Raw genomic sequence first — 26,742 nt, 5'->3', positions numbered from 1 at the left:
AAAAAATTGCGAATACATGGAGCAATTTTTTAGCATTTACCATTTTGCTTAGGTAAAGAATCCGTTCCTCTTAAGGAGCGGATTTTTTTTGTCCGATAATAGTTTTATGAGTGAAAAGTTTTCTTCTCTGCCGGGAAGTGAAAAAGCTGAAGATTGTTTGAGTTCTCATAATGCAGCCGTGGCTGGTGTTAATGGGGCGAGTTCCAGTAAAGGGCCGGGAACGCGCGAAAGACGTCGTATCCGCCGTGTTCTAGGTATTGACCCTGGACTTGCGAATACCGGTTTTGGTGTTGTTGACTTTTATGATGGCCGCTACCGTATGGTTAGTTATGGCTGCATCACTACAAAAGCTGACCAGCCGCATGGAGAGAGACTTCTTACTATATATAGTCGTTTATGTGCGGTGATTGACGAGTTTCAGCCGGATGAAGCTGGAATGGAAACTCTGTATTTTGCGCGAAACGTAACTTCTGCATTGAGCGTTGCAGAGGCGAAGGGTGTGGTAACACTGTGCCTTGTGCAGCATAATATAAAACTCGGTGAGTACCAGCCGAACCAGATTAAACAGGCGGTAACGGGAACGGCCGCTGCTGATAAGGAACTGGTGGAGCGGTATGTTAAAATTCTGCTGGGGTTAAAAACTGAGCCGAAGCCGGATCATGCGGCCGATGCACTGGCCGGAGCAATAACTCATCTTCATTATTCTGCCGGAATGACAAATTTATAAGATACCCGACCTTCTGGATTTTTGTATATCAAGCCTAAAAACTTTTCGTTTTGACTAAAAACTGCAATTTGTGTGTCTGGTTTAAAACTGTGGAGATTTGTAGTGAACATTGCGCTCAGTAGTTTTTTGCCGTTCTTAAAGTTTGCATCTGCTTCGACTGAGGTTGTTTTTGTTGTTTCAAAACCACAGACTTTTGCGGTTTCTTCATCAAAATCAAGCATATGGCTTTTTATTTCGGCGTATAACTCTTCTGAATCCTTTTTTTGTGTGACTGGAGTTTCACTGTTTTTTAGAAACTCATCTGCAGTCTTTATTACATTATCAATTGAAAAATCTTCAAGTAAAGAAAAACCTGCAGAATCTTCTATATTAAAGTTTCCTACCTGAGTTCTGTATAAACCAAGCAAATGAGCAGCACTTCCACATTCTGCTGCAATGTCACGGGCCAGGCTTCTTATATAGGTTCCTTTTGAAACTGAAAAACTGATAAGAGCGTATTCAACAAGGCCTTCTGAATTAAGTTTAAGGTCTTCAATTTCAGCTTTAAACACTGTAACAGGACGGGCTGGAAGCTCTTTTGTTTTTCCTTCGCGTGCAAGATCACTGGCACGTTTTCCATCAATATGAATTGCGCTGAAAAGCGGTGGAGTCTGCATTATATTTCCGGTGAACTTTATAACGGCCGTTTCCAGCTGCTCTTTTGCAGGAAGTGGAGCTGTTTTTACAGTTTTTCCCGTAAATTCCAGTGTATCAGTTTCTTCTCCAAATCTTATTACTGCTTTGTATGTTTTATCGAAGGCTGTAATATTGCCTGCCAGTTTTGTAAGGGAACCAATGCAAACTACAAGAAGTCCCTGTGCAAAACTGTCCAGAGTTCCAGTGTGTCCTACTTTTGTCGTTTTAAGGGCTCTCTTTACTGTTCCTATTGCAGAAAAAGAAGTTGGACCAGGTTGTTTTGCAAATAATAAGATTCCGTTCTGTGACATGCCGTAAATCATATCAGAAAAAACTGGAAAATAAAAGTTGCGAAAATTTATAACAGGATTTAATATTAAATATTAAGAAGTTGTTATTTTTCTTTATGGGAGTTTGTATGCAACGGAAATATTTAAAGACTTTCTTTTTACTTACATTATTGTTTAGTCTGATTTCTTGTGGAAAAAATAATAAACAGACACAGGAATCGGATATCGCTAATCACCATGTAATTATTACATATCTTACAACAGGTAATAAGCCAAAAGACAGCGGAACTTCAGAAATGCTGGAGAAGTTGAATGAAAGGCTTAATGAACTTGTGAATGCCGAGCTGGAAATTTATTACATTCCGTGGAATAACTATCAAACCAATTATAACCTTAAGCTGTCAGAAAAAGATGGTTCTTTGGATCTTATTGGTACTGCAACTGACTGGCTGGATGCCTGGAAAAACGTTAATCTTGGTAATTTTATGCCGTTGCCAGACGAAATGCTTAAAACTTATGCGCCAAAGACCTGGGCTCAGGTTTCGGAAGAGCACTGGAATGTCTGCCGTGTAAATGGAATGATTTACCTTATGCCGGAAGATAACTTTACTCAGTGGACTAACCACGGTTTTATGTATCGAACTGACTGGGCTAAAGAAGCAGGCCTTAATGGTGTTCACAGCTGGGAAGATCTGACTAAATATCTTTCTTTCGTAAAGAAAAATAAAAATGTAATGCCTTGGGATAGTGATGGTGCTTCCAGTTCTTTCCATCCGGAAGGTTATATTCAGTCTAAGAGTGATTTTATAATCGCCGATGGTATTACTTCAACAAACATGTTTGGAACAAGAAAATCAAACATGAAGAAAATCTATTCACCTTTATTTGAAGGAAATGAGCTTGTTGAATATGCAAAGCTTATGAGGGAATGGAATCAGCAGGGGTTCTGGCCAAAGGACATAATGACTAATGGTAACGGCAACAGAAGTAACCGCGATGAATTCTGTGAAGGTCTTGTCGGTGTAGAACAGCATCATACACAGACCTGGTATACTCAGGTTTACAATAAACTTAAGAAAAATGTTCCGGGTGCTGATTCAGGTTTCTTCTGGTTTGGTGAGGAATCTGGAAATATCGTTTATCAGACAATTACTCATGGTGCTATGGCTATTTCTGCTGCTTCAAAACATCCGGAACGCGCTTTAATGGTTTATGATTTAATTCGTAATGATGAAGAATGTTATAAGCTGTTTAACTATGGTATCGAAGGTGTGCAGTTTACAAGAAACTTGGAAGGTTTAAGAGAGCCTGTTCCGGGAGTGCCTGGAATTACTACTAACTACTGGTGGGGCCGAAATGATCAGCTTGAAGTTCGTGATACCGGTACCAATTGGGAAGTTTTTGATAGCATTAATGCCACTTACAGTAAGTATAAGATTGACTATCCGTTCGGTCAGATTGTCTGGGATTTGTCGAATATAAGTTCAGAAATTGATGCTGTTGCTGATGTTTATGGTCAGTATATGGGAAATATCTGTTACGGTCAGAATCCTAATCCGGTACAGTATGTGACTGATTTTAGACAGGATCTGCGAAAAGCGGGAATAGAAAAAATCATTTCTGAATTACAGAAGCAGCTTGATTCCTTCTATTCAAATAACAAATAAGCGGGGTGATGTGTATGAAGAATTCCAATAGAAAAACAAGCCTTATCGGCGTTTTGATTGCAACCATCGCTTTAGTTTTTATTGTTCTTACTGCAGGACAGCTTTTTCTGATAACTAATTATTCAAATAAATCTACTGGTAAGAGTTATGGAGAAAACTGTAGTGAAATTACTCAGGCTTATTCTATGATGCTTACTAACCGTCTGAATATGTATCTGCGTGAAATAAGAACTTATGTTGATGCAGATATTGTTCAGTCACTTGATAATGATAAGATTATTGCATGGATGTGTGCCCGAAATGAAAAAAAGAGTTCGAATATTGATGCTATGTATTTTGTAACTCTTGATGGTACTGCCTATCGTGATGATGGAACTATTGCAGATTTTCGTAATGAAGAAATTTATAAGGCTATTGCTGTTGATGGAAACTATCAATATGTAAGTAATCCGAAAATGGATGAAGTAATTAAAAAGCCGATTTTTTACGTTGCGCATGTTTTAATTGTAAATGGAAAAAAACTTGGTATATTTGCCGGAGTATATCCTTTAAGTACAATGCAGAAAATGGTTAGTGATATTCAGCTTGGTGAAACTGGTAATGCCTGGATGCTTGATGGAAATGGAACTGTTATCAGTTATCCTGAATATGGTTATTCCATGAAGAAAAATTTTATTGCAGACCTTTCCAACGACCATGCAGATTTAAAACAAATTGCCCAGAATATGACAGCCAGAAAAATCGGTTCCGGCTGGATAAAATCACTGACATCTGATGAACGTTTATTTGTAACCTATGCACCGGTTCATAATGCTCCATGGAGTATTGGTTTTAATATTTCTGAAAGCCAGATTTATTCTGCCGGTCATTCTATCCGAAAAATTATGCTGATTTCGTTTGGTGTTATTGTTGTTGTTCTTCTTTTAATTACAGGACTTCTTTTATTCTCATTATTGCATCCTCTTAAGAAGGTTGAGCAGACAATCAATGAAATTGCTTCTGGAAATGCAAATCTTACAAAACGAATCAGTATTTCTTCGAATAATGAAATTGGTGCAATTGTAGTTGGCTTTAACCGGTTTACAGAAAAGCTGCAGTCTATAGTTTCTGAATTAAAGAAATCCCAGATTACTCTTTCAAGTGCGGGTGATATTCTTGCAAAGACAACAGAAGCTTCTGCTGATGCAATTGAAAATATTAAAGACAGTATTATTGAAACTACTTCCGGTATTCAGGAACAGACAGATGGTATAAATGAAACATCAACTGCTGTAAATGAAATAGCTTCTAATATTACATCACTTGAGAAAATGATTACAAATCAGGTAGCAGGTGTAACAGAGGCTTCCAGTGCTGTTGAACAGATGATTGGTAATATTGATTCTGTTACTAATACAGTAGAGAAGATGGTAGGTTCATTTAATATACTTTCTGAAAGTGCCCGCGATGGTTATCAGAAACAGTCTGGTGTAAATGAGATGCTTTTGAAGATTGAATCTGATTCTAAGCTGCTTCTTGAAGCAAACCAGGTAATTGCAAATATTGCACGTCAGACAAACCTGCTTGCCATGAATGCCGCAATTGAAGCGGCTCATGCTGGTGAAGCTGGAAAGGGCTTCTCTGTCGTATCTGATGAAATCCGTAAGCTTTCTGAAAACTCTACAATCCAGTCATCAACTATTGGTGAACGACTTGAGCATATCCGTGCTTCTATTGAAGAGGTAGTAGCTGCTTCTAAACAGTCGAGTGAAGCCTTTAGTACTGTAGAAAACGGAATTAAAAATACCGACGAACTTGTACAGCTTATTCAAAATGCTATGGCTGAACAGAAGGTTGGTTCTTCTCAGATTATTGAGGCCTTGCGTGATATGAATGACAGTTCATCTGAAGTAAGTTCTGCCTCTAAAGAAATGGCTCAGGGGAACCAGTTGATTCTTGAGCAGGTTGAACGTCTTAAATCTAGTGCTGACAGAATGCAGGCCTTCATCAATCTTATGGATTCTAATACTAAACAGATTGATAAGAGTAGTTCTGAATTGATTGATATAGCAACAAAGGTAGGTGAGACAATCGGTCAGATTAGTTCTCAGATTGATCAGTTTGAAGTTTAATTGAATATGAATTAAGGTGGTTTAGATTCCTTCGACGCTCCGGCTGTGCTAAGCAGCCAGTCTGCTCATGGATCTAAATCACCTTAGTTTTTTTAACTTATTTTAATGCTTCTTCAAGAACCTTGAGATTGTCTTCTATAATCTTAAGGTATGTAGTTCCAGCTGCAGCCTGCTTTGCAGTTGTAGACTGAATAGAATCCATTGTAAGGACTTTTGCATTCTTGTTCTTTGTGTTCTGTACGATTGTGCGTGCAATTTTACCATCACCGCTTTCAATTTTAAGAACTGTGTTGAGTCCAAGTTCATCTACCTTTTTAGAAAGGAAGATTACAGTTTCAAAACGTGCTTCTGTTTCTGCGGAACATCCTACGAAGGCGGCAAAATAGTCGAGGTTGTAATCGTCTACGAGGTAGCGGAATGGGAAACGGTCACCAAAGAGAATTGTTTTCTTTGATGCTGAATTTACAGCTGCGGTGTATTTTGCATCGAGGGCATCGAGGCGGGCTGTGTATGCTGCAAGGTTTGATTTGTAAGCTGCGGCGTTTGCTGCATCTTTTTCGCAGAGAGCTGCGGCGATTTCTGCACTCAGGATTTTTGCATTGCGGAGAGAAAGCCATACGTGTTCGTCGTATTCAACTTCTTCTTCATCATCGTCGTGGTGATGATGGTGGTGTTCTTCTGCTTCATGATGATCATCGTGATCGTGGTCGCTGTCATGATGGTGATGTTCGTGCTCTTCTTCCTCTTCGGCCTGCATACCTTCCTTTATTTCTTCGGCTTTTACTTTGTCGCCGAGTGTTTCGAGAAGGTTGATTACCTTCATATTTTTATTCTTTGCATTTTTGAGTGCATCGGCTACCCATCCGTCGCTTTCGCCGCCAACGTAGATGAAAATGTCTGCGGTGGAAATTTTGGCGATGTCCTGAATTGATGGCTGGTAAGAGTGGAGGTCTACACCGTTTCCAAGAAGAAGGGTGAGCTCTACATTATTTGCGTTGTCTCCAAGGATTTCGCGGGTCCAGTCGTACTCTGGGAAAATGGTGGTTACGACTTTGAGCTTATTTGAGTTCTTGTCGTTTTTCTTTGCTTTTGCGCAAACAGTTGTTGTGAGTAATGTAAGAATTATTAATCCTAAAATTGTTTTCTTTAATTTCATTTTATTCTCCTTTAAGTAATTTCAAAGTTACAGGGGCGTTGCGGGGATGTGCCCCGCAGAGAGGGTAGCGAGCGACGCAGTGCGAGCGAGGGGGAGGCTTCCCCCTCCTGTATGCTACGCTATGGCCTTCTCATCAAGACAACTTTCCAGTGCCTTTTTAATTTCTTCCTGATTGTATCCCTTGCCAATGAATACAATCTGATTTTCTCTGTCTCCGAATTCCTCGTCCCAGTTTTCCTTTATGTCGGGATTCTGTTCAAGGAAGGCTTTTTTCTGCTCCTCAACGAGGGCATCTATCCAGTAAGACACTTCCATTACAGAAGAGTTACGGCCGGCCTGTTCAAAAAGCTGAACGTCTGCATCAGCATCAGAAAACCAGATGTAGCCCTTTGCACGGATAAGCTCCTTTGGATAATTGTTATTCACAAAGTCTGCAAACTTTTCGCGGTTGAACGGACGCTTTTCTTCGTAAACGAAACTTGAGATTCCGTATTCGCCGGTACAGCCCTGCTGAGCACGGTTTGGTTCATTAAGGCTGTTGATTGCCTTCTGAATTGCAGAAGAGGAATCTATCTGTTCAAAGTTGAACGGCTCACGGGTTGTAATTTTTTCAAGTTCAATATTGCCGTTTATACTGTGGTAGATTGGAGCGCGGGTCTGGAACTCGCGGACAATTTTTTCTACCTCGGCCAGCTGAATTTCATCCAGCAGGTCACATTTATTTAATACGATAAAGTTACAGAACTCAATCTGGTCAACAATCAGAGTGGAAATCTCCTCTGCTGTAAGATTGTTTTCATCAACTTTTTCATCTTTCTGCTTCTTAAGGTCGTCCAGGAACTCGCGGTAGATTCTGTCTGCATCAACTACTGTTACAACCGAAGTAAGATAAACGTTTGTATCAGGATTGTCTTCCTCGTAGGCAAGGAAGCTGGCACTTACAGCACCCGGGTCACTGATTCCCGAAGCTTCTACGAAAATAACTTCCACACTGTCGATTGCAGAAATCTTTTCTATCTGTTTAATAAACTCATCGCGGAGGGTGCAGCAGATACAGCCGTTCTGAAGTTCGAACATAGGGCATTCTGCAACATTTGCGCCTTCCTTTTTCAAAATTGAAGCATCTACGTTAATGCTTCCCATATCATTTACTATGAGGGCAACGCGGCGTGTTTCCTGACGAAGCAGGTTGTTAAGCAGTGTAGTTTTGCCCGAACCAAGGTAGCCTGTGATAAGGACTACGGGTTTTTTATTTTTTATATTCTTGTTCATTGTGATTTTTCCTTTTGATGTCATCCCGAACTTGTTTCGGGATCTTATTAATAGATGCTGAAATTGGTTCAGCATGACAGGGGATCTAAATCACAAGTTTAACTTTCTGCTTTACGAGAGTTGCAGGTGCGAGGAGAAGGGCAGAAAGAAGAATGATGTTAATATAGAAGATTGAAGTAAACTCTACCGATGCCGAAACTGTATTTTGTCTGATTTTTTCTGTGTTATGAATTATCTGAAGTACAAGGCAGACAGGGCAGTCTTCTTCGTGGCAGGCTGCTTCGTGTCCTGTATGAAAAGCTTCAAAGGTGAGTTCTGCAAAAAGTGAGAGAGCTGTAAGAAGTGCCGCAACGCGAAGAAGGCGGAAAAGCTTTTGATTATTCATCTTCTTTTACCTTCTTATCTGCACAGTCTGTGCAAAGCCCGTAAAAAACTGTACGAAGTGGATTGATAACAAAACCATGTTCTGTCTTTAAGTGGCCGCCGAGTTCTTCAAGTTCATCACATTCAAGATGAATAAGGCGGCCACAGAGTTCACACTTCAAATGGAAGTGATGGTCATTTTTATTGCAAGCTTCACCGGAGTATTCAAAGCAGGCAGCAGAATGGTCATCTATAAAATATTTCTGAATCTTGCCTTCATTTACAAGCTTTTCAAGCTGGCGGTAAATTGTTGCAATTCCAATGGAGATATTCTTTGCTTCAAAGTGTGCATGAACATCTTCGGCAGTAAAATGCTGTCCCTGCATTTCGCGGAGATACGAAAAAAGAAGTTCCTGCTGTTTTGTTTTATATGCTGCTTTCTGCATTTTATGAAAAGCTCCAATTTGATAACGATTCTCAAATTATACGAATTGCTTAAAAAATGTCAATTGAATTTGAGAATAATTATCAAATTTGAAATTAATCAATAATCTTTATTGCATACATTTCATCGATAACTAAAACTTCGCCTCGCGCAACACTTATTCCGTCTTTGATAATTGAGACTGGTTTACCGGGAGTTGTGTCTAAAGGAATTATGTGACCTTCATGAAGCCTCTGTATCTTTTCTGATGGCAGGTATGTTCCTCCAAGCCTTAGCGCAATATAGTGTTCTTCATCATAAGAAATTGCGTTTTCTTTTTTTTCGTCGTAGATTCTGATGGCAAAATTTTCATCTGCTACACATACTTCACCTGTGAACATCACTTTATTATCAACAACTACATTTAGTGGTGTGTTATATTTAATTGAAGTCATCAGAATTGTTCCTGGTTCAAGGTTTACTGTGTCGGAAATAAAGCGTCCAAATTCAGCATATACATTGTTTTCGTGAGGACGTGATTTTATATCTGTCAGTTCCTGAAGATTTGTATTGTCCTTGCCAAAAAGACCTGCTTTACGGCAAAGATGTGAAAAATAAGCATAATTAAACTGTATGTTTACCATACCACCATCGTTGTCACTTGTGATTTCAAGAGTAACAAGAACACACATTTCCCCCGGAATCTGACCTGTGGAGCCTGGGAGCAGTGTGTTAATTTCGCTGCTAAAGCTTTTCTCGAATTCTTCCCATGGAATAGATTTATCTGTGTTCTGGTAAATTAAATCCTGCATTGTTTGAATAAAATGATTAACGTAAGTAAGTTTCAAACAGTCGCTGTCGTTTTGTGTAAGCTCAGGATGTTTTTCATAATCTTGTTTTAATAAAACTTTTCCGATACAAGGATCCACTTCAGCTGTAAAACCTGCGTTATTATAATCATAAGTATAGAAGAAAGTTCTTTGTGGCAGGCTTCGTATATACTCCTCGTTTGTAAGCTGATCAACTGATAGAACCTGAATTCTAAGTAAATCTGTTCTGTTGTTGAATAATTCATTCCGGATTTTTTCACAGAGTAATTGAAACATATTGAAAATTTTGCGAAGCTCGTATTTTCCAAATAAATCAGGACGCTTAAAATCATAAAGCTTTATTCTGCAGTTAGGATTTTTCAAAAGACTTTTTGATGTATCTGTGTCTTGTTCTGTACTTATTGAGTGAAGTAATTGTTCAATTTCAGAAGCAGTTATTGGTTTGTTAGGGTCATCTATTTCTTTTAGTTCACCTTTAAGAAGAGAATCTACATCTGTGCCAAGTGCTTCTGCAAGGGCAGGGAGTGTGCCTATATCCGGGCAGCCGTCTCCGCGTTCCCATTTACTTACGGTTTTATCGCTTACGTTTATCTGCGCGGCAAGTTCTTTTTGTGTGAGCCCTTTTTTTGATCTGAGGTAATTGATGATTTTTCCAGTTCTCTGTGCGTCCATAAGCATCTCCTTATGATTTAAGTATAAGAGGAGAATCTGAAATTGTCATCCGACTTTTCGTAGGATATAGTAGAATTCTACTGTTTGTAAGTAGAATTCTCTGCGTTAGGCTATGGAGCACCTGCGAAGCAGCCGACCGCAGGAAACGGTGGTTGAGCTTGTCGAAACTACCGTTTTCGAGGACGGTGAGCGTAGCGAAGTGCGGAACAGCCGACCATGCGAAGCATGGGAACGCCTTGAATCCTTATTAACGAAAAGAAGATTTTCAACTATAATAAATTTATGTTTAACTCACTTACTGGAATTATTACTGGAAAGTTTCCGAAACAGGTTTTTATAGATACGAATGGCGTGGAATGGGATCTCTGCGTGCCGGATTCTAACCTCGACATGCTGCCGCCGGTTGGCAATGAGGCGAAGATTTACACCTGGCTGCAGCACACAGACCAGCTTATGGGTCTGTATGGTTTTGCGAGTGCCGATGAACGCAGTGTTTTTCTTGACCTTCTGAAGGTTGACGGTGTTGGTCCTAAGGGCGCTGTAAAAATCATGAGTGCGGTTTCTTCTGCGCGTCTTATGGATGTTCTTGAAAAGGGTGACCTTGAGATGCTCGAAAAGATTCCGGGGGTTGGAAAGAAAACTGCCGGCAAATTGCTGCTTACTCTTAAAGGCAAGCTTAAGCTTCGTGAAGAAGAAGGAAGCCTTGTTCGTGTTGCGGCTGCTTCTCCTTATTCTGATGTTGTGACTTCTCTTGTTGGAATGGGCTATGATAAACGCCTTGTTGAGCAGAAGCTTGCTCAGCTTGTTGAAGTGCTTACCAACGAGGCTGACTTTGCAGGGAAGTCTCAGAAAGAACGTGAGGATATTCTGTTCCGTCGTGTTATTGTTGAACTGGCGTAGCGGGCGGTGATCTTTCGTCTATCTGAGCAGAAGGAATTTTGTAAGCCAGATTAGTGCGGTATATAAAGCAAGAAGAATTACAAATAAGAGTACGCGCTTTTTGTAATGCTTTTCAAAAGTTTTGATAATCTGCGGAAGATCTGGGATTTCTGGCATTTCAGGAACAAAGCTTTTTGCAATTTCTATTCCGGCATAAATATAATTGATGTAAATATATTCTTCTTTTACAAAATCTGAAAGACCTTTTGAAATGCTGCGGCGATGCCATATTGCTGCGGCAATTTTTTTTGTTGTTGCACCGTACTGAACCAGGTAGCGGATTATGCGGAAAAATGTCCAGGCGGCGGTGAGGCCAAAGACTACGTATGCTACATAACGCGAGTAAGGAGTGCCGAAAGGTTTTATTACCAGAATTGCACAGCCGAGTGCGTTTGCAAGGAATGTCCAGAGCGTGTTCAGCAGTGTTGCTTTAAAAATGAGTGAAAGTTTTTCGTCTATTTTTTCGTAACAGGTGTCGTAGATTTTCTGTTCAATTTTCTTTTCGATTTTTGGAAGCACGTATTTTGAGACTTCACGGAAAACTATGAGAATTACAGAAAGATCGTCTACAAGGCCAATGCCTGGAATTACATCCGGCAGCACATCGGCTGGAAGAATAAGATAGAGAAGGGCGCCAACGATTGTGATTTTAAGACGAAGCGGAACTTCGGGAGACTTGTATTTTTCCCAGAGAAAAAGAACCTTGTCCCAGACTTTTTTGATTGGCCCGCGCTTCATTGCGGGAAGCTTTTCTTCAAGTTCTGCCTGGGCCTGTGGCAGGGATTCTGTGTCTGCTGCTTTCTGTCCGAGTTCTTCAGAAAGTTCCAGAGCCTTTTGAGATGTAGTTATTTCTTTAAGCTTTGTCTTTTTCATGCTTCTTAATCTAACTTACTGTAAATCTACCATAAAATATGCTATAATAAAAGCATGAGTGAAAACGAAGATTTTTCTGCTATTGTACGCGCAGATTTAAGAGACAGATATGATGAACAGGACAACAAGCTGCGCCCGACTATGCTCTCGGATTTTCTTGGTCAGGAGAGTGTAAAGAAAAATCTTTCTACTTTTATTGAAGCCGCAAAGCTCCGCGAAGAGCCATTGGATCATTTGCTTTTGATTGGTCCTCCGGGTCTTGGAAAAACTACTCTTGCACAGATTACCGCTCACGAGCTTGGCGTTGATTTTAAGGTAACCAGCGCTCCGGCCCTCGACAAGCCAAAAGACCTCGCCGGTATTCTTTCGACAATAACTCCGCGAACTGTTTTCTTTATTGATGAGATTCACCGCCTTAAGCCAGCCATTGAAGAAATGCTTTATATTGCAATGGAAGATTTTGAGCTGGACTGGATTATCGGACAGGGGGCGGCTGCACGTACTGTACGTATTCCGATTCCTCCGTTTACTCTGGTTGGGGCAACTACAAAGGCCGGTTCAGTTTCGAGTCCTCTGAGAAGCCGCTTCGGTTTTATTCCTCGTTTTGAGTTTTATACACAAAAAGAGCTTTCTTCTATTATTAAGCGTTCTGCTAAGATTCTTGAAATTGGAATTGAAGAGGATGCGTCTATGCTGCTGGCACAGTGCTGCCGCGGAACTCCTCGTGTTGCAAACCGTGTTCTCCGTCGTATGCGCGACTTTGCTCAGGTAGCGGGAAGTAATGTTATTACTGTTGATATTGTTGATGACGGCTTAAAGCGCCTTGAGATAGACGGCATCGGTCTTGAAAAGTATGACCGCGAAATTCTCCGCTCAATTATTGAGAACTTTGGAGGCGGCCCTGTTGGTGCTGAGACTCTGGCAATTTCTATTGGCGAGAGTATGGATACCTTGGAAGATTATTATGAGCCCTATTTAATTCAGTGCGGCCTGTTGCAGAGAACTCCGCGTGGCAGAATGGTGACAGAGAAGGCGTATACTCATCTCGGACTTACACACGCCGCCGACTCAAGAGACGGTGGCGCTCAGGGAACCTTGTTCTAAAGTTTACCCCTTTCCATTTTTACGAGTATCATTCCTTTGTTCCAGATTTTTGTGATTTTAGAAGAACCCAGAAAATCTTTTCCAAACATGTCAAACATATTGCTGCGCATTGTGAATGGTGGGAGAAGTCCTAAAATCTTTTCACCGTCTGTGAGGTAAGATGCCTGGACTGGCATTGCATAAGTTCCGTCTTCTTTGAATCCACCGCCACTGAAAAGTAAAGGAAGAATCGCATACTGTTTTCCGGCTTCCTGGAGAATTTCTTTCGGAGATTTTCCGGTATCTTTTAAGGTACAGTTCATCCAGCCATTCTTTGGAATATCCTGATAATCATGCCAGGCACTTCCAGTACATTCAACTTTGTATTTCTCTGCAATTCTTTTATCTGCGTATCCGCGAAGAATCTTTCCTTTGCTAATGAACGTTAGTTTGTCTCCTTTGTGAACAATTCCGTCTGCATCCCAGAAAGTATTCATCCACATTTTTGAATCAGAAACGTTGTGTGAAACAGTAAGTTTGTCAGAAAAGACTTTTTCGCCGACTTTGCCGGAGAGCAGGGAAGTTCCAAGTGCAAGAGTTTCTGCATTCAGACTCTGTTTAAGCATTCCTGTTAATTCCCAGGTTGGCATCATAATAATGCAGTCCTTTGGAAATTTTACTTTTGTAGAGTAATTTGCAAGATAATTATCTGCAATTCCTTTAATAGTCTTTGTACTCCAGTTTCGTAGATTTACAGAAAAATAACCGTTATAAATATCTTTACTCTTTTTGTGCTTAAAACTTATTTCAAGTCCATTGTGTCCGTCTGATGTTGAATAGTCCATACCGGCACTGTTTTTCTGAGTATTAGTTTCGTTCTGGGCATAAACTGTACCAGAGTAAATAAAGTCTGGATATGTTTTTGTAAGATAAGAAAGAATACTTTTAGTTTTTGACATTAGTTCTGAATCAGAAAGAAGCTTTCGTTTTTTATCGCGGCTTCTTTTTCCACCTTCAAGTTTAAACGGGTAAGGTCGCTGTAATTCAAGATTCTTTTCAGCAAGGGCATAGCCTTCCTTGTCACTCATTTTTCCCTGCTGATAATGAACACCAACAAAACCATCTTTGTAAACCCGGAAACTGGTTGAAGTGTGATCTATCTTATTGAAAGAAACAATCTTGCTTTCTTCTATCTTAACTGTTGAATATGTAGTTTGACAAAAATATTTTTCTTTCTGCATTTTTAAATCTCCTTAGTTTATGGTCAGTTTTTTTACTCTGATAGTTGGACCGCCTGTGGCTGTAGGCATGCTCTGTCCATTTTTGCCGCAGGTACCGCTAAAGAATTCAAGGTCAGTTCCAACTGCATCAATATCAAATAGAGTCTGGAAAACATTTCCTGTAACAACATTTACTAAGAGCGGTTCTGCAAGTTTACCATCTCGGATTCTATAGCACTTCTGAGGCTGAATTGTAAAGGTTGACTGACCAGTTCCATAGTTCCAGTCGTAAACATAAATACCGTCTTTTACACCTTTTATTATGTCTTCCGGTTTGTCATTACCGGCAAGCATATAAGTGTTAGTCATTCGAACCATTGGACCGTAATTGAAGTCCTGTGCGCGTGCATTGCCGGTTGGCTCTTCGCCAAGTGCAGCTGCAGATTTTGCATCATGAAGACGTCCACTTAAGATTCCATCTTTAATCAGATAAACTTCTTTTTTCTTATTGCCTTCATCATCATAAGGACAGTAACCATGGTGCAGGGTATCGCCTTCATCAACAATTGAAACCTTAGGATTTGCAACCTGCTTTCCCATTGTCCATTCTTTCTGAAGTGTTTTATCGTTGAGCATAAAGTCTGCTTCACTCTTGTGTCCAAAGCTTTCATGTGTGAAAACTGAAGTAACAGTAGGGGCGAGTACGCATACGTATTCGCCAGGAACAACAGGAGTATTATTCTTTGCAAAGTCTACTGCGCGGTCTCTTGCTTCAATAATTTCTGCTTCATGTTTTTTCAGTTCATTGAAATTAAAGCCCCAGAGCTGTTTACCTCCGCCGTAGGCAACTCCTTCGCGGCCGGTAATTTCATACCAGAGACTAAAACGACAGCGCTGATAATCCTGTTTGAGCTCTGTACCTTTGCTGGTATAAAGCTCTTTGATTTTCGAAAAGTAATAAAAGGTTGGATAAGTAACTTTGATTTCTGGAATCGATTTATCAATACATTTCTTCCTGTAATGTTTTACAATGTCTTCTCTGTCTTTTTTAGTGAGATTACGAAGACTGTTTTTACCCTGGAATTTTAAGATTTCTGCCTTGTTTACAGAAAAGTTTTTTACTATAGGATTTTCAAGAATAGCCTTGTTTGGTTTTGCGATTGCTGCAAGTTCATCAATCTTTTTCTGAATTGATTTGGTGTCTGTATCATTTGTCTGAGCTGTGTACCAGAGATTTCCATCGAAGACACGAATCATTGCGCCTTTTATTAATGTTTCACTGTTTGCAAGAACATCATCATTCTGCATACTGTAGCAGGCATTTTTAGTGTCTTCAATTCGGACTTCTGTATACAAATCTTGTGGAAATTTATACTTCATTAAATCCTCCTGTTTTTTATTAGTTAATTATAACACGGATATTGTTTAAATGGAAAAAAATTAAATTGTAAAGTCGCTATGCCTCTCTCAATGACAACTGTGATTGAGCCTGTCGAAACTACCTTATTTCAAACTTTTCTGTTTTCTGTTATTATAAGCCTATGTTAACATCAGATTTTAATTTTGACCTGCCTGAAGATTTGATTGCGCAGCATCCGAGTGGAGTGCGCGGGAAGGATAAACTTATGCTTTTGAATCGTGCTACCGGCGAAGTAGAACATCACATGATGGACGACCTTCCAGATTTAATTGAGTCGGGCACACTCATGATTTTTAATAACAGCCGTGTACGACGCGCCCGCGTTTATGGAATTAAAGAGACTACCGGCCGTGAAACTGAATTCATGTTCCTCAACACAATCGATAAAGACTGCTGTATCTGGAATACTATGGTAAAGTCTGCAAAAAAGCAGAAGCCTGGAATGCATTATAAATTTCCTGATGGAACTGTTGCAGAAATTGTAGAACACGAAGGGAATGCCGGAACAGAATTCCGTGCCCTCAAATTTGATTTTGCAATAGATGAAGACTGGTTTGAAAGAAACGGTCATATTCCTCTTCCTCCATATATTAAGCGCGGCGATACAGAAGAAGATTCTGAACGCTATCAGAATGTTTATGCTACTGATACCGGTTCTGCTGCGTGTCCTACAGCAGGCCTTCACTTTACAGAAGAAATGCTTGCCCGTCTTGATGCAAAGGGAATTGAGCGCCGCTTTGTAACTCTTCATGTAGGACTTGGAACATTCCTTCCTGTCCGCGAAGAGAATATTGAAAATCATAAAATGCATGAAGAATGGTATACAGTTCCTAAAGAAACTGCTGATGCAATTAACAAGGCAAAGGCAGAGGGAAGACCAATTCTTGCGGTGGGAACTACCAGTGTGCGTACTCTAGAAAGTGTTGCTCAGAAGATAGAACAGGATGGTGGTGTTGTCGGTGCCAATAACGAATGGGTTAGAGCCGGCACAAATTCAACAAGCATCTTTATGTACCCGGGCTTTAAGTTTAAGGTTGTAGATAAGATGTTTACAAACTTCCATACTCCAGAGAGTACACTGATTATGTTGGTGTCAGCTTTTGCCGGCCGTGAACACATTCTGAATGCCTATAACACTGCAGTTGCCAATAGATATCGCTTCTTCTCGTATGGCGACTGTATGTTCATACGATAAAAATCTGTGAGAAATTTTAATTAAGTCAACTGTTCAAAACTATAACGCGCAAGATTAAAGAACTGCTGGCGCATAACGTCGGTAATCATCTGGTCGGTGGCGGCTTTCTGGAAATGTTCGGCAACGGCTTCTTCCAGTTGGGAGATGTCGCGCTGGGTAAGAGGAAGTCGGCGGCCACTCATAAAGTTTTCGAACTCCTTGCTGTGGAAGGTAAACGGACCTGCAAAGGCAAGATGAACATTTAACAGGGAGTTCTTTTCTGTGTCGGCCAGGAAAGCGAACGAAGCTGACTGTTGTGTAATTGAGTGTTCATGACCGATTCGACGGAAAATAGAAAGTTCTGCATCAACGAGCGGAATGCGTATATTCGATAAAATAAAGCCATCTGGAATTGATTTAAAATTTCTGATGTTTTCAGTTCTTGTTTCTGTCTGATTTTTGAATTCCAGTTTAGCGTCTAAAGCCATCAATGGTGCGAACAATGTAAGCTTGTGATTTTCTGAACAGATGTTACCACCGATGGTAGCTGTATTTCTTATAAGAGGATTTGCAATACAGGTAAGTGCTTCATATAAAATCGGAGGAAGATGAGTCTGACCGATTGCAAGTAATTCTGAAAGTGTAGTTCCAGGTCCTACATCTATGTAACGTTCGTGGCGTGAGATATAGGAAAGATCTTTAATTCCACGGGTTGAAATAAATTTATCCGGAAGAGTTTCTATTCTGGTACAGCCGCCGACAACCTTTGTTCCCGGATTATTGCTGAGAATCTTTATGAGTTCGGCTGCATTTTTTGCATATAATATTGTCTTTCCCATTTAATCCCTCTTTGTATCAGCCTGAATCAGGTTCTCTTCTGTCGTTTATTTGAAATCTGAATTGCGTAAATAATTCCATTTACCAGAGTTTCAAGGTCTGTGCAGCAAGGAGAGAGTGCCTTTACGTAATCTGTGATTTCCTGACGGGTTGGCATTTTCGGCATTTTCATAATCTGATAGGCAGAAAAAACTTTTCCTGCAGTACAGTAACCGCAGAGTTTAATTCCTGCCTTTTGGAAGCCGCTTATAATTGTTATATATTCTTCTGTTTTTACAAAATAATCCAAGGTTACAATATCGCTGTTGCGTACAATACCTGCCGGTATTTTGCAGGAAGCTACAGGACGGTCATCAAGTAAGATTGTACATGCTCCACAGAATCCACCGCTGCAGCCACTCTTAACTGAGGTACAGCCGTTTTTGTGAAGCACTTTCATAAGTGTTTCATCTGCATGAGCATCGAGAATTATTTTATTTCCGTTCAAGGTTACTGGTATTTTCATTCAGACGCTCCTTGATTTTCTGATTTTCTTGTTTCAGTTTTTTCTTTTGTGCGGTCACGAATCAGCTGGAAAAGCAGGTCTTCTGTACAAGGGATTTCTGTAAGCTGCGTTGTAAGCGCAAGTGAAAGTGCAGAAGAGAAAGCTGCCGGAAGTGAATTATGAATGAGTCCTCCAACCTGACCGGAGCGGTTATTTGACTGAATAAAATTAATGTTGATTGCATCACAAGGAACTGTTTTTCCTTTTACAAGCATTGTCAGTTCCTGCTGGATTTCAAGGCGGATTGTTCTACGCGCAGCTGCTTCATCAAAAAGTTCTCCACAATCTACAGTTACCCAGATACCCTTAATTTTTTCGTTGTAGGTATAAGTATCGAGTTCTACTTCAACAACAGTAGTTATAAAAGATGTGGTGTAGAAAGGAGTTCCGCAAAATTTCTCCTTATTCCATTTTGGCTTAGCCGTGGCGGCCGTCCCCCCGCGTTTTGCAGTAATCGGCAGCGGCTGATGAAATCGCTTTTTCTGAATATCATTACAGCACTTTTTTACAAGCTCATTGACAATACTGATGGAGCTGTAAGAATCCTCAGGGGCCTCAGGTAATTCGTTATACGGGAATTCTGAATTAATCTGAATATTCTGCTTTGGAATCTGAAGAATCTCCGCGGCAGAGTTTTTCCAGATATCCTGAATTACATCAGAAGGTTTTATAGTATGAATTACAAGTTTTTCATCTGCACTAAGAGTCACTTCAATTTTTGCATCATTACTGAAACTTGTCTGGCCCGAATAGCCTGAAGGAATGTAAGCTGTTGCAACTCCAATTCCACGGAGCGGGAGAGCGAAGAAAGGCTTACTGTCTTTTTCTGCGCGGTCAATCGCATCCATATGGAACGAAGCGTATTTTCTATTGAAATCACTCTCAGAAAGGGCCGTCTGAATAACACTGCGAACATCTCCAGTTGGAATGTCAAAAGGAAATTCTGTTGAAACAGGAGCAGCCTTTGTTTTCTTGTCAGTTGTTTTTTTAGTTTTCTTCGGTTTTTCTTCTGGAGCTGGAACTGGAGGTTCAGCATTTAAAAGACGTAATTCATCCGGGAAAATCATGGAAAGATTACTGATTTTCTGAATCTCATTTTCAATTGCAAAGAAAGCCTGCGACTCAATAATCTGCATGGAAATTGAAGTCGGCGGATTTTTTGAAGTATGTGCCTTTGCATTTATATAAAGATTTTCCGGTTTATAATAACTAGCTGCCGCAATTGCAATGCGGTCTGTGATTTCCTGAGCAAAAGGATTTGAACAGCCGATGTCAATATCAATAGAAATCTTAAGTGCTTTAAGCCTGCCATCTTTATTAAGGGCCGAACGATAAGTAATTTCTGTTACAACTCCAGGCACCATAAAACTTTCCTGTTCAGTTTGAGAAAGAATAAGTTTTACCGGCTTTTTAGAAAGCCATGCTGCCGCTGCAATCTGAACTGCTAGCTGTGTAGTGCGTGCCAATCCTGAAGGATAGATTCCTGCTGATTTAGTTTTATGAATGAAAACACTCGCTTCATCAATATTAAGTGCGGCTGCTACAGATTTCTGGGTAAACGAAGCCCAGCGGCTTGGTGCAAATACGTGAATCTTTTCACCTTCGGTATAGGCAAAGGCTCCTTCTGTTTCCTGCCATTTTGGAGTAAGCAGTTTTTCTTTCCAGGTATCGGTAGAGGTGTAATCGGCATTTTCAAAAAGCTTTGTATCAGCCTGAGCCAGAGGAAGACTTTCGTAAAGACCGTATTTGATTTCGCGGGTTGCGACAATTACATTTGGATTTTCTTCAACATGAGATTTATCAATAACCGTATCAAGAGAAGGCATTTCGTTAATCTGATCAACGAACTCCTTAAAGTTCGAAGCTTCATCTGTCTGATTATTGATTACATTATGAAGCGCTGATTCGAGGTTTTCAACGTCGAAGTTAATATTTACAGTATCTAAAAGTTTGTAAACGGTTTCTTCATCAGGACCAAAAAGAATTCCAACCGGTTCACCACTGTAAGAAACGTTTCCATATCCAAAGACTTTTGTAACTGTTTTATTTGCAGTAATAGTTTTTGTGCCGGGAATGTCGCGGCTGGTGTATAAGAAATAACCTTCCGGTAAATCTGGCGCAGTAATGCTTTTGATTTTTCCAGCTGGGGCAGGGCTGCGGACGAGTGCTGCATAAAGACAACCGTCTTTTTCAACATCACTGTAAAAGCCTTTGGCTTCAAGAGAACGTAAATTAGTTTTCGTATTTGTCTTCTTTACTGCCATTATTTCTTTACTTCAACTCCAATTTTAGTTACTGTATCTATTACAAGCTGGGCTTGTTCATCGGTCATATCCGGGTAAAGAGGAATTGAAATTGTAGTATTATATTGATGTTCTGCATTCGGAAAATTTTCAGCGGTAAAATCCGGATACAGTTCTTTCCAGTAGGTGAAGTGGAAAATTGGAATAAAGTGTACGGAGATTCCAAGTCCTGATTCCTGAAGTTTTTTTGCGAACTCGTCACGGCCGATTTTAAGTTTTTCAGGAATTATGCGCATAAGGTATAAGTGCCAGGAATTTCCTTCTCCGTCTGGTGGAAGTTTTATAAAGTCGAGGCTGCTGAATGCCTTGTTGTATTTTTCTACTATGCGTTTTCTCTGTTCATAAAAAAGCTGTGCTCTGTCGACCTGGCAGCAGCCGATTGCGGCAAGTACATCCGGAAGATTGAACTTGTAGCCCGGTGCAATAATGTCATATTCCCAGCTGGCTCTTGGACTTGTGTAGCGGTCCCAGGTTGTGCGGTCCATTCCGTGCATGCGCATTACTGTCATACGGCGGGCAAGGTCGGGATCGCGCGTACAGACCATTCCGCCTTCTGCTGTTGTGATTGTCTTTGTTACGTAAAATGAAAAGACTCCGGCGTCTCCAATAGTGCCGGCATAACCGAGGGCGGTTGGGGACGGGAATGAATGTGCGGCGTCTTCAATTACTCGGATGCGGCGCTCCGGTGTTGAATACTTTCTTGCCAGCTCCATAATGCGAGCCATGTCGCACACGTTGCCCGCTATGTGAACCGGGACAATTGCGCGAACCCGGTTTGCACCTTTTCCATCAACACCGCCCGGTTGACTGTCTTTTTTTAAGATTTCTTCTATTTTATCCGGATCAATACTGTAGGTATCTTTTTCAACATCTGCAAAGAAAACGTCTGCGTTAAGATGGCGTGCGCAGGCTGCAGTTGAAACAAAGGTATAAGGTGTTGTGATTACGGCAGTACCTTCGCGAACGCCGCAGGCTTCCATTGCAAGAATCATTCCGCTTGTGTTTGAGTTAACGGCGAGGGAGATGACAGGGGCACGGCCCTTAGAAGAGTCATCGCCGCTTACAGCAGCACTGAACTTTTTTTCGAACTCCAGTGCATAACGACCGGTAGTTAGCCAGCCACTGCGCAATACATCAAGTACAGCATCTTCTTCTGCTTTTGTAATAGCCGCTCTGTGGAACGGAACCTTTATCTCTGCCATATTTCTGTCCTATAATAAATCAGTTCTCAGCTGATTGTCATTTTTTATTTCTTCGTAAAAGTCTCGCAGACTTTCGCAGTCATCACACAAAAGTTTTACAAGAAGTGTCTTGTCGCGGAACTTTTCTTCCTGACCTTCTGTCCAGAAACAAATCGGACGGAGCTCAGTGAGTAATCGTTCCAGACGTTCACTTTCATATTCCTTATTATCCAGTCTTAAAAGTTTTTTGTATTTTGTTGGAGTTGGATTTTCTTCTTTAAGCCAGAGCGGTTCAATAAGCCTCTCTCCCTTGCGTGCACCCACAATCTTAATATCAATATCCTTATATGGTTCAAGTCCGGAAAACTTAATAATCTGTTTTGCAAGGTCTATGATTTTTACAGGTTCGCCCATATCAAGAAGATATGATTTTCCATTTTCTCCGACACCGCCAGTCTGTAAAACAAGAGAACAGGCTTCTGGAATTGTCATAAAAAAGCGTTCCATTTTATCATCTGTAACTGTGATAGGGCCGCCGGTTTTTATCTGATTCTGGAAAAGCGGTAGAATTGAACCGCGGCTTCCAAGTACATTACCAAAACGTACGAACATAAAGGACTGTGCATTACCGTCTGCAGTTTTTCCGGTCTTTTTAGCCGCATCAAGTACAAGCTTTTCACACAGCATTTTTGAAACACCGTAAACGCTTACAGGAGCAACAGCTTTATCAGTCGAAATCAAAACAAAGCGGTCTACCTTATGTTTTAGTGCTGCGTCCAGAAGATTTTTTGTTCCGAATACGTTATTTTCAACAGCAGCAACCTGATTTTCTTCCATCATAGGAACATGCTTGTATGCTGCACAATGGAAAATTACATTACAGCGTGTCTGACGGATAATATAATCAACGTACTCGCGGTCACGCATATCTCCAATAATAGGAACAATAGTTGCTTTTTCACCAACTCCTTCTGCCTGAAGAAGACGGAGTTCGCGGTAAATACTGCAGATTGAATTTTCGCCGTGACCAAAAAGATAAAGTCGTTCAGCACCACCGCTCAAAAGCTGGCGGGAAAGTTCAGAACCAATAGAGCCGCCGGCACCTGTAATAAATACACGTTTACCGCGAAGGTAGCCCAGACTTTCTTTTAGAGAAATTGTTACAGGAGTTCGTCCAAGAATATCCAGAGGATCAATTTCACGGGTTTGAACAAGGTGCGCAGTTCCTTCTATTACCTGGCTGATTCCAGGAAGAATCTTAATATGATTAAAGCCGTTTTTTGTAAGGGTTTCGTAGATTTCGCGGATTCGCTCGGTTGGGGCAGAGGGAATTGCAATAATTGCTTCATCTAAATCTGAATTGGAAAGAATGGATGTAACGCCGCTGATAGGACCAAGAACCGGAATGCCATCAATTGTGGTACCGATTATTTCCTTATTATCATCAATAAAGGCGTTTACTTTTCCAAATATCTTTTTTCGCTTGATATCATCGGCAATAGTCTGACCGGCAAAGCCAGCTCCGATGATGTAGATACGTTTATCCATTTTCCCAACCCTTTTGAATATTTTACCACATGCATGCTAATTTCGCAACGTTGTAAAAAAACTCTAAACCCGACTCTTTTTTTTTCCGATGAAAATAATGATAGTCGATAAATATTCGGGGTGTTTCATGGGGAAACTTAAAAGACTTAGTATATTAGCCGTTCTGCTTTTCGGAACTTCGCTGTGCTTTGCCAATCAGATTTCTTTTCAGATTGTTCAGCATGACGATTGCCTGGACTGCGTTTCGGAAGATTCAATGACAATAGAAGATTCAGTGCTCAATAATTTCTTTGAGTACGGTTTTATAGTAACTAATTCAGATGCAGCAATTTCTGAATCTGCCGCACAGGATGAAAAGCTTTATAAAATCGGTCAGGGCGATGCCTTTAATGGTTATTCTGATTTCTTCATTCAGATAAGACTTTATTATGAGCGCAACGATGATACTTTAAGTGCAAGTTCAGATCTTTGTGAGATAGGTTTTTCAATTACTTCCGTAAAGACTGGAAAAAAGTTTGCAGATAAATCAATGAAAAATATAAAAATTGACCGTACAAAGAAAAATAATCTGGCGAAGATTTCATCAGATTTGGTTAATGCGATAAGTAAAGAATTAAGAGCATATAAAGCCTAAGGATGGGTAGGGGTATGAAAAATAAAATTAAAAACATTTTCAGAATTCTTGTAGTAACTGCAGGATGTCTTATGTTCGCATCATTCAGTCCTTCTTTAGATGGAAGGGCTATAGTTGTTGAAGAAGGAGTTTTCCCACAGGGACTTTTTGCTAAAACTGTAGGCTACCTTCCGGGTGATATAATCAGTGTAACAAATATTGCAGGAGATAAAACAGTTGATCTGCTTGTAATTGGTGCACTTGACCCTTCTGAAGGTGTTGCAATTATGCTCTCTCCTGAAGCAGCTGATGCAATGGGAATTGATAAGGGCGCAAATAATATCGTAAAGATTACAAAGCGTTCTGGTCAGGATGAGCGTGTTTATGGTAACGCAGTGATTTCTAAGTCTGCTTCTGAGATTGAAGACTGGGATGATGAAAACTTTGAAAATATAAGCACTGAAGAAAATTCAGATGCTTTTGATGATAAAACAGAGGAAGCTGAAGCTGAAGTTCCTGCAGAAGAAGCTTCGGAAGAAGAAGCAGAGGCTGAACAGGAAGAAGCTGAACCAGAAACAGAAGAAAATGCTGATTTTGCTGAAGAAGCAGAAGAATCAGTGGAAGAAGAAGCTTTTGAAGAGGAAGAATCTGAAGCTATTGAAGAAGAGGCCCTGACTCTAGAAGAATCAGAGGAAACTGAAGAATCTGAAGAAAACTTTGAAGAACCTGAAGAGGAAGCAGAAGCGTTTGAAGAAGAAGCCTTTGATGATGAAGGAATCCCAGAAGAAGAACCTGCTGAAGAAGAGGCTGTAGCTGAGGAATCTGAAGCTGCAGAGGAAGAAGAAACTCCTGATGAGGAAGCTCTTGAGGAAGAACTATTAGAAGAAACTGAAGAGTTAGCAGAGACTGAAGAAGCTGATGCTTCAGAAGAATATGCAGAAGAAACTCTAGATGCTCTTGCAGAAGAAGAAAAAGCCGAAGAAGAAGCATTTGATGATGAAGGATTAGATGAACTTCCTGCAGAAGAAGCAGAAACTCCTGCTGAAGAGTTTACAGAAGAAGATGTTCCTGCTGCAGAAGAATTAGAAGAAGAATCTCCAGCTGAAGAAGCATTTGAAGAGGAATCTATAACAGAAGAGTTACCGGAAGAATTGCCTGAGGAATTACCAGAGGAAGAAACACCTGCAGAAGAAGCCTTCGATGAAGAATCTCTTGATTCTGATGAATATGAAGCAATTGTACTTGTTCCTGCAGATTCAAATCCTCCGGAAACACCAGCAGAAGAAGATGAAGTTGAAGACTTAATTGCTGAAAATGATATTGATGAAATTGAAGAAGCAATTACTCTGACACCACTTCCTTCTGAAAGTACAAAGGCTGTTACGCCTGTTATTCCTGTAAATCCTGTAGAAAATAGACTTTCAACTGGTGATGCAACTTCTTATGAGAAGTACATGGTTCCAAGCCTGAAAGACCTTGAATCTGGAAAGTATTATATTCAGATTGCAGTTTATGCTTCTGATGATAACATTCTTGAAGTAATAAATAAGTATGGAACAAATTATCCGATTACAATCGTGCCAATGGCAGGTGGTAATAAAAAGCAGGTTCTCGTTGGACCTGTAACTATGGATGAATATAAGGTAGTTCTTGAAAGATTTAAGAGCTATGGATTCAAAGATGCGTTCTTAAGAAAGGTACGCTAAACAAAAAACGGTGGCTTAGCCACCGTTTTTTTATGTCTCTCACAGAGTTTAATTTATTTTAGTTGATTGTATAAACCCATCCCTCAGGAGCAGGGAGTCTACCCATCTGAATACCTGTCAAAGTATCATAGATTTCCTTCAACTTTGGACCCATTTCCTGTTTTCCTTCGTTGTAGATAATCTGCTTTCCGTGATCATCGATTTCGCCAACTGGAGAAATTACAGCTGCAGTACCACAAAGACCGCATTCTACGAAGTCTGCAAGTTCATCTTTGTTAATCTTACGTTCTTCAACTTCCATCTTCAAGTATTCTTTTGCAACAATTACAAGTGAGCGGCGAGTAATAGAAGGAAGAATAGAATCAGATTTTGGAGTAACAAGCTTTCCGTCCTTTGTGATGAAGAGTATGTTTGCTCCACCTGTTTCCTCGAGGTAAGTGTGAGTAGCAGGATCAAGATACATATTTTCTGCATAGCCGTTGTTGTGAGCGTCTACGATGTTATGCAGAGACATAGCATAGTTCAAACCAGCCTTAATATCACCAGTTCCGTGAGGAGCTGCACGATCGAGGTCTGAAAGGCGAACCTTAATAGGCTTAACTCCGCCTTTGAAATATGGGCCAACAGGAGTTACGAGAATGCGGAACTGATATTCATCAGCTGGTTTTACACCGATAACTGCGCTTGAACCGAACATATATGGACGAATGTAAAGAGTAGCACCGCTTCCATAAGGTGGAACCCAATCCTTATTTGCTTCAATAGTCTGAAGAACAGCTTCAATAAAGCGCTCTTTTGGGAAAACTGGCATCTCAAGACGCTTACAAGAGTTTTCCATACGCTCAGCGTTTAAATCAGGGCGGAATGTTACGATATCGCCGTGTTCAGTTGTATATGCTTTAAGGCCTTCAAAACAGGTCTGTGCGTACTGCAATACGCCGGCACATTCATTGATTTTGATTGTATGGTCAGAAGTGAGTTTTCCTTCATCCCATTCACCGTTTTTCCAGTTTGCTACATAACTTTTAGAAGTCTCCATGTAGCCGAAAGGCAAGTTGCCCCAGTCCAATTTTTTAGTTGCCATTATTAGCCTCCAAAACTTTAGAAATACTAA

At 40.4% G+C, this 26,742-nt stretch carries 23 protein-coding genes; 8 read left to right on the top strand and 15 right to left on the bottom strand.

The window, feature by feature from the left end; translation table 11 throughout:
* Positions 1-106: 106 nt before the first annotated feature.
* Positions 107-727, top strand: coding sequence for a crossover junction endodeoxyribonuclease RuvC (gene ruvC / locus AABJ44_RS09685; RefSeq protein WP_338368756.1), 621 nt, complete (start codon positions 107-109; stop codon positions 725-727).
* On the opposite strand, the gene truB is transcribed toward ruvC, so the two are convergent.
* Complete coding sequence (gene truB, locus AABJ44_RS09680) at positions 700-1,713, bottom strand: tRNA pseudouridine(55) synthase TruB (protein ID WP_338368755.1); 1,014 nt, start codon at positions 1,711-1,713, stop codon at positions 700-702. The two genes, ruvC and truB, sit on opposite strands and share 28 nt — an antisense overlap.
* Before the next feature lie 107 nt (positions 1,714-1,820).
* Between truB and AABJ44_RS09675 the strand changes: the two genes are divergently transcribed.
* Both AABJ44_RS09675 and AABJ44_RS09670 read left to right on the top strand, forming a co-directional pair.
* Positions 1,821-3,359 carry an ABC transporter substrate-binding protein gene (locus tag AABJ44_RS09675; RefSeq protein WP_338368753.1) on the top strand — a complete coding sequence of 513 codons (1,539 nt, stop codon included), beginning with the start codon at positions 1,821-1,823 and terminating at the stop codon, positions 3,357-3,359.
* 14 nt (positions 3,360-3,373) lie between these two features.
* Positions 3,374-5,470: a methyl-accepting chemotaxis protein gene (locus tag AABJ44_RS09670; RefSeq protein ID WP_338368751.1), complete on the top strand. Its 2,097-nt coding sequence runs from the start codon at positions 3,374-3,376 to the stop codon at positions 5,468-5,470.
* Between the two features lie 97 nt (positions 5,471-5,567).
* Here AABJ44_RS09670 and AABJ44_RS09665 read toward each other — a convergent pair whose 3' ends face one another.
* From AABJ44_RS09665 to AABJ44_RS09645, 5 genes are all read right to left on the bottom strand, one after another.
* Entirely contained in the window at positions 5,568-6,626 is a 1,059-nt protein-coding gene (locus AABJ44_RS09665; RefSeq protein ID WP_338368749.1) for a metal ABC transporter substrate-binding protein, read from the bottom strand.
* Between the two features lie 114 nt (positions 6,627-6,740).
* Positions 6,741-7,898: a CobW family GTP-binding protein gene (locus AABJ44_RS09660; RefSeq protein ID WP_338368748.1), complete on the bottom strand. Its 1,158-nt coding sequence runs from the start codon at positions 7,896-7,898 to the stop codon at positions 6,741-6,743.
* Between the two features lie 85 nt (positions 7,899-7,983).
* Positions 7,984-8,283, bottom strand: a complete 300-nt coding sequence (locus tag AABJ44_RS09655) for a hypothetical protein (protein WP_338368745.1) — start codon at positions 8,281-8,283, stop codon at positions 7,984-7,986.
* Positions 8,276-8,707 (bottom strand): Fur family transcriptional regulator, encoded by a 432-nt coding sequence (locus AABJ44_RS09650; RefSeq protein ID WP_338368744.1) that lies wholly within the window; start codon positions 8,705-8,707, stop codon positions 8,276-8,278. Before AABJ44_RS09650 ends, AABJ44_RS09655 begins: the two co-directional genes overlap by 8 nt.
* A 94-nt stretch (positions 8,708-8,801) precedes the next feature.
* Positions 8,802-10,187, bottom strand: a complete 1,386-nt coding sequence (locus AABJ44_RS09645; RefSeq protein ID WP_338368743.1) for a FliM/FliN family flagellar motor switch protein — start codon at positions 10,185-10,187, stop codon at positions 8,802-8,804.
* Between the two features lie 282 nt (positions 10,188-10,469).
* Here AABJ44_RS09645 and ruvA point away from each other — a divergent pair, with 282 nt between their 5' ends.
* Positions 10,470-11,087 (top strand): Holliday junction branch migration protein RuvA, encoded by a 618-nt coding sequence (gene ruvA / locus AABJ44_RS09640; RefSeq protein WP_338368740.1) that lies wholly within the window; start codon positions 10,470-10,472, stop codon positions 11,085-11,087.
* Between the two features lie 18 nt (positions 11,088-11,105).
* Here ruvA and AABJ44_RS09635 read toward each other — a convergent pair whose 3' ends face one another.
* Positions 11,106-11,999, bottom strand: coding sequence for a YkvA family protein (locus tag AABJ44_RS09635; protein ID WP_338368737.1), 894 nt, complete (start codon positions 11,997-11,999; stop codon positions 11,106-11,108).
* Between the two features lie 54 nt (positions 12,000-12,053).
* On the opposite strand from AABJ44_RS09635, the gene ruvB reads away from it, so the two are divergent.
* Positions 12,054-13,103, top strand: a complete 1,050-nt coding sequence (gene ruvB, locus AABJ44_RS09630; protein WP_338368734.1) for a Holliday junction branch migration DNA helicase RuvB — start codon at positions 12,054-12,056, stop codon at positions 13,101-13,103.
* On the opposite strand, the gene AABJ44_RS09625 is transcribed toward ruvB, so the two are convergent.
* Complete coding sequence (locus tag AABJ44_RS09625) at positions 13,100-14,323, bottom strand: metallopeptidase TldD-related protein (protein ID WP_338368732.1); 1,224 nt, start codon at positions 14,321-14,323, stop codon at positions 13,100-13,102. The two genes, ruvB and AABJ44_RS09625, sit on opposite strands and share 4 nt — an antisense overlap.
* A 12-nt stretch (positions 14,324-14,335) precedes the next feature.
* Positions 14,336-15,682, bottom strand: coding sequence for a TldD/PmbA family protein (locus AABJ44_RS09620; RefSeq protein ID WP_338368731.1), 1,347 nt, complete (start codon positions 15,680-15,682; stop codon positions 14,336-14,338).
* A gap of 161 nt (positions 15,683-15,843) precedes the next feature.
* Between AABJ44_RS09620 and queA the strand changes: the two genes are divergently transcribed.
* The gene (gene queA / locus AABJ44_RS09615) at positions 15,844-16,917 is read left to right on the top strand and encodes a tRNA preQ1(34) S-adenosylmethionine ribosyltransferase-isomerase QueA (protein WP_338368729.1); all 1,074 of its coding nucleotides are present in this window, start codon (positions 15,844-15,846) and stop codon (positions 16,915-16,917) included.
* Between the two features lie 20 nt (positions 16,918-16,937).
* On the opposite strand, the gene AABJ44_RS09610 is transcribed toward queA, so the two are convergent.
* Genes AABJ44_RS09610 through AABJ44_RS09590 form a run of 5 tightly spaced genes read right to left on the bottom strand, consistent with a single transcriptional unit; the run spans position 16,938 to position 23,309 of the window.
* A complete protein-coding gene (locus AABJ44_RS09610; RefSeq protein WP_074640102.1) occupies positions 16,938-17,735 on the bottom strand; it encodes an FAD binding domain-containing protein in 798 nt (265 codons plus the stop codon).
* Positions 17,736-17,761: 26 nt separating this feature from the next.
* Positions 17,762-18,238, bottom strand: coding sequence for a (2Fe-2S)-binding protein (locus AABJ44_RS09605; protein ID WP_074640104.1), 477 nt, complete (start codon positions 18,236-18,238; stop codon positions 17,762-17,764).
* Positions 18,235-20,541 carry a molybdopterin cofactor-binding domain-containing protein gene (locus AABJ44_RS09600; RefSeq protein ID WP_338368724.1) on the bottom strand — a complete coding sequence of 769 codons (2,307 nt, stop codon included), beginning with the start codon at positions 20,539-20,541 and terminating at the stop codon, positions 18,235-18,237. Before AABJ44_RS09600 ends, AABJ44_RS09605 begins: the two co-directional genes overlap by 4 nt.
* Positions 20,541-21,782 (bottom strand): DegT/DnrJ/EryC1/StrS family aminotransferase, encoded by a 1,242-nt coding sequence (locus AABJ44_RS09595; protein ID WP_338368723.1) that lies wholly within the window; start codon positions 21,780-21,782, stop codon positions 20,541-20,543. Before AABJ44_RS09595 ends, AABJ44_RS09600 begins: the two co-directional genes overlap by 1 nt.
* Positions 21,783-21,791: 9 nt before the next feature.
* Positions 21,792-23,309 carry a polysaccharide biosynthesis protein gene (locus tag AABJ44_RS09590; protein ID WP_338368720.1) on the bottom strand — a complete coding sequence of 506 codons (1,518 nt, stop codon included), beginning with the start codon at positions 23,307-23,309 and terminating at the stop codon, positions 21,792-21,794.
* 127 nt (positions 23,310-23,436) lie between these two features.
* Here AABJ44_RS09590 and AABJ44_RS09585 point away from each other — a divergent pair, with 127 nt between their 5' ends.
* On the top strand, positions 23,437-23,943 hold the full coding sequence (locus tag AABJ44_RS09585; RefSeq protein ID WP_074640110.1) for a hypothetical protein: 507 nt from the start codon (positions 23,437-23,439) through the stop codon (positions 23,941-23,943).
* Positions 23,944-23,957: 14 nt separating this feature from the next.
* The gene (locus AABJ44_RS09580; RefSeq protein WP_338368718.1) at positions 23,958-25,628 is read left to right on the top strand and encodes a hypothetical protein; all 1,671 of its coding nucleotides are present in this window, start codon (positions 23,958-23,960) and stop codon (positions 25,626-25,628) included.
* A 58-nt stretch (positions 25,629-25,686) separates the two neighbouring features.
* Here AABJ44_RS09580 and AABJ44_RS09575 read toward each other — a convergent pair whose 3' ends face one another.
* Positions 25,687-26,712: a branched-chain amino acid aminotransferase gene (locus AABJ44_RS09575; RefSeq protein ID WP_074640113.1), complete on the bottom strand. Its 1,026-nt coding sequence runs from the start codon at positions 26,710-26,712 to the stop codon at positions 25,687-25,689.
* Positions 26,713-26,742: the final 30 nt, after the last annotated feature.

Origin of the sequence: Treponema bryantii (assembly GCF_036492245.1) — a bacterium.
Lineage (GTDB): Bacteria > Spirochaetota > Spirochaetia > Treponematales > Treponemataceae > Treponema_D > Treponema_D bryantii_C.
This window is presented reverse-complemented; position numbering and strand designations above follow the sequence as displayed.

Bases quoted from the DNA above. Each gene is read 5' to 3' on its own strand.
- AABJ44_RS09600 (WP_338368724.1), bottom strand. From the start codon at position 20,541: ATGGCAGTAAAGAAGACAAATACGAAAACTAATTTACGTTCTCTTGAA.
- AABJ44_RS09665 (WP_338368749.1), bottom strand. From the start codon at position 6,626: ATGAAATTAAAGAAAACAATTTTAGGATTAATAATTCTTACATTACTC.
- AABJ44_RS09585 (WP_074640110.1), top strand. From the start codon at position 23,437: ATGGGGAAACTTAAAAGACTTAGTATATTAGCCGTTCTGCTTTTCGGA.
- AABJ44_RS09595 (WP_338368723.1), bottom strand. From the start codon at position 21,782: ATGGCAGAGATAAAGGTTCCGTTCCACAGAGCGGCTATTACAAAAGCA.
- truB (WP_338368755.1), bottom strand. From the start codon at position 1,713: ATGTCACAGAACGGAATCTTATTATTTGCAAAACAACCTGGTCCAACT.
- AABJ44_RS09660 (WP_338368748.1), bottom strand. From the start codon at position 7,898: ATGAACAAGAATATAAAAAATAAAAAACCCGTAGTCCTTATCACAGGC.
- AABJ44_RS09610 (WP_074640102.1), bottom strand. From the start codon at position 17,735: ATGGGAAAGACAATATTATATGCAAAAAATGCAGCCGAACTCATAAAG.
- AABJ44_RS09650 (WP_338368744.1), bottom strand. From the start codon at position 8,707: ATGCAGAAAGCAGCATATAAAACAAAACAGCAGGAACTTCTTTTTTCG.
- AABJ44_RS09590 (WP_338368720.1), bottom strand. From the start codon at position 23,309: ATGGATAAACGTATCTACATCATCGGAGCTGGCTTTGCCGGTCAGACT.
- queA (WP_338368729.1), top strand. From the start codon at position 15,844: ATGTTAACATCAGATTTTAATTTTGACCTGCCTGAAGATTTGATTGCG.
- AABJ44_RS09620 (WP_338368731.1), bottom strand. From the start codon at position 15,682: ATGAAGTATAAATTTCCACAAGATTTGTATACAGAAGTCCGAATTGAA.
- AABJ44_RS09575 (WP_074640113.1), bottom strand. From the start codon at position 26,712: ATGGCAACTAAAAAATTGGACTGGGGCAACTTGCCTTTCGGCTACATG.
- ruvB (WP_338368734.1), top strand. From the start codon at position 12,054: ATGAGTGAAAACGAAGATTTTTCTGCTATTGTACGCGCAGATTTAAGA.
- AABJ44_RS09625 (WP_338368732.1), bottom strand. From the start codon at position 14,323: ATGCAGAAAGAAAAATATTTTTGTCAAACTACATATTCAACAGTTAAG.
- ruvA (WP_338368740.1), top strand. From the start codon at position 10,470: ATGTTTAACTCACTTACTGGAATTATTACTGGAAAGTTTCCGAAACAG.
- AABJ44_RS09645 (WP_338368743.1), bottom strand. From the start codon at position 10,187: ATGGACGCACAGAGAACTGGAAAAATCATCAATTACCTCAGATCAAAA.
- AABJ44_RS09605 (WP_074640104.1), bottom strand. From the start codon at position 18,238: ATGAAAATACCAGTAACCTTGAACGGAAATAAAATAATTCTCGATGCT.
- AABJ44_RS09670 (WP_338368751.1), top strand. From the start codon at position 3,374: ATGAAGAATTCCAATAGAAAAACAAGCCTTATCGGCGTTTTGATTGCA.
- AABJ44_RS09580 (WP_338368718.1), top strand. From the start codon at position 23,958: ATGAAAAATAAAATTAAAAACATTTTCAGAATTCTTGTAGTAACTGCA.
- AABJ44_RS09675 (WP_338368753.1), top strand. From the start codon at position 1,821: ATGCAACGGAAATATTTAAAGACTTTCTTTTTACTTACATTATTGTTT.
- ruvC (WP_338368756.1), top strand. From the start codon at position 107: ATGAGTGAAAAGTTTTCTTCTCTGCCGGGAAGTGAAAAAGCTGAAGAT.
- AABJ44_RS09635 (WP_338368737.1), bottom strand. From the start codon at position 11,999: ATGAAAAAGACAAAGCTTAAAGAAATAACTACATCTCAAAAGGCTCTG.
- AABJ44_RS09655 (WP_338368745.1), bottom strand. From the start codon at position 8,283: ATGAATAATCAAAAGCTTTTCCGCCTTCTTCGCGTTGCGGCACTTCTT.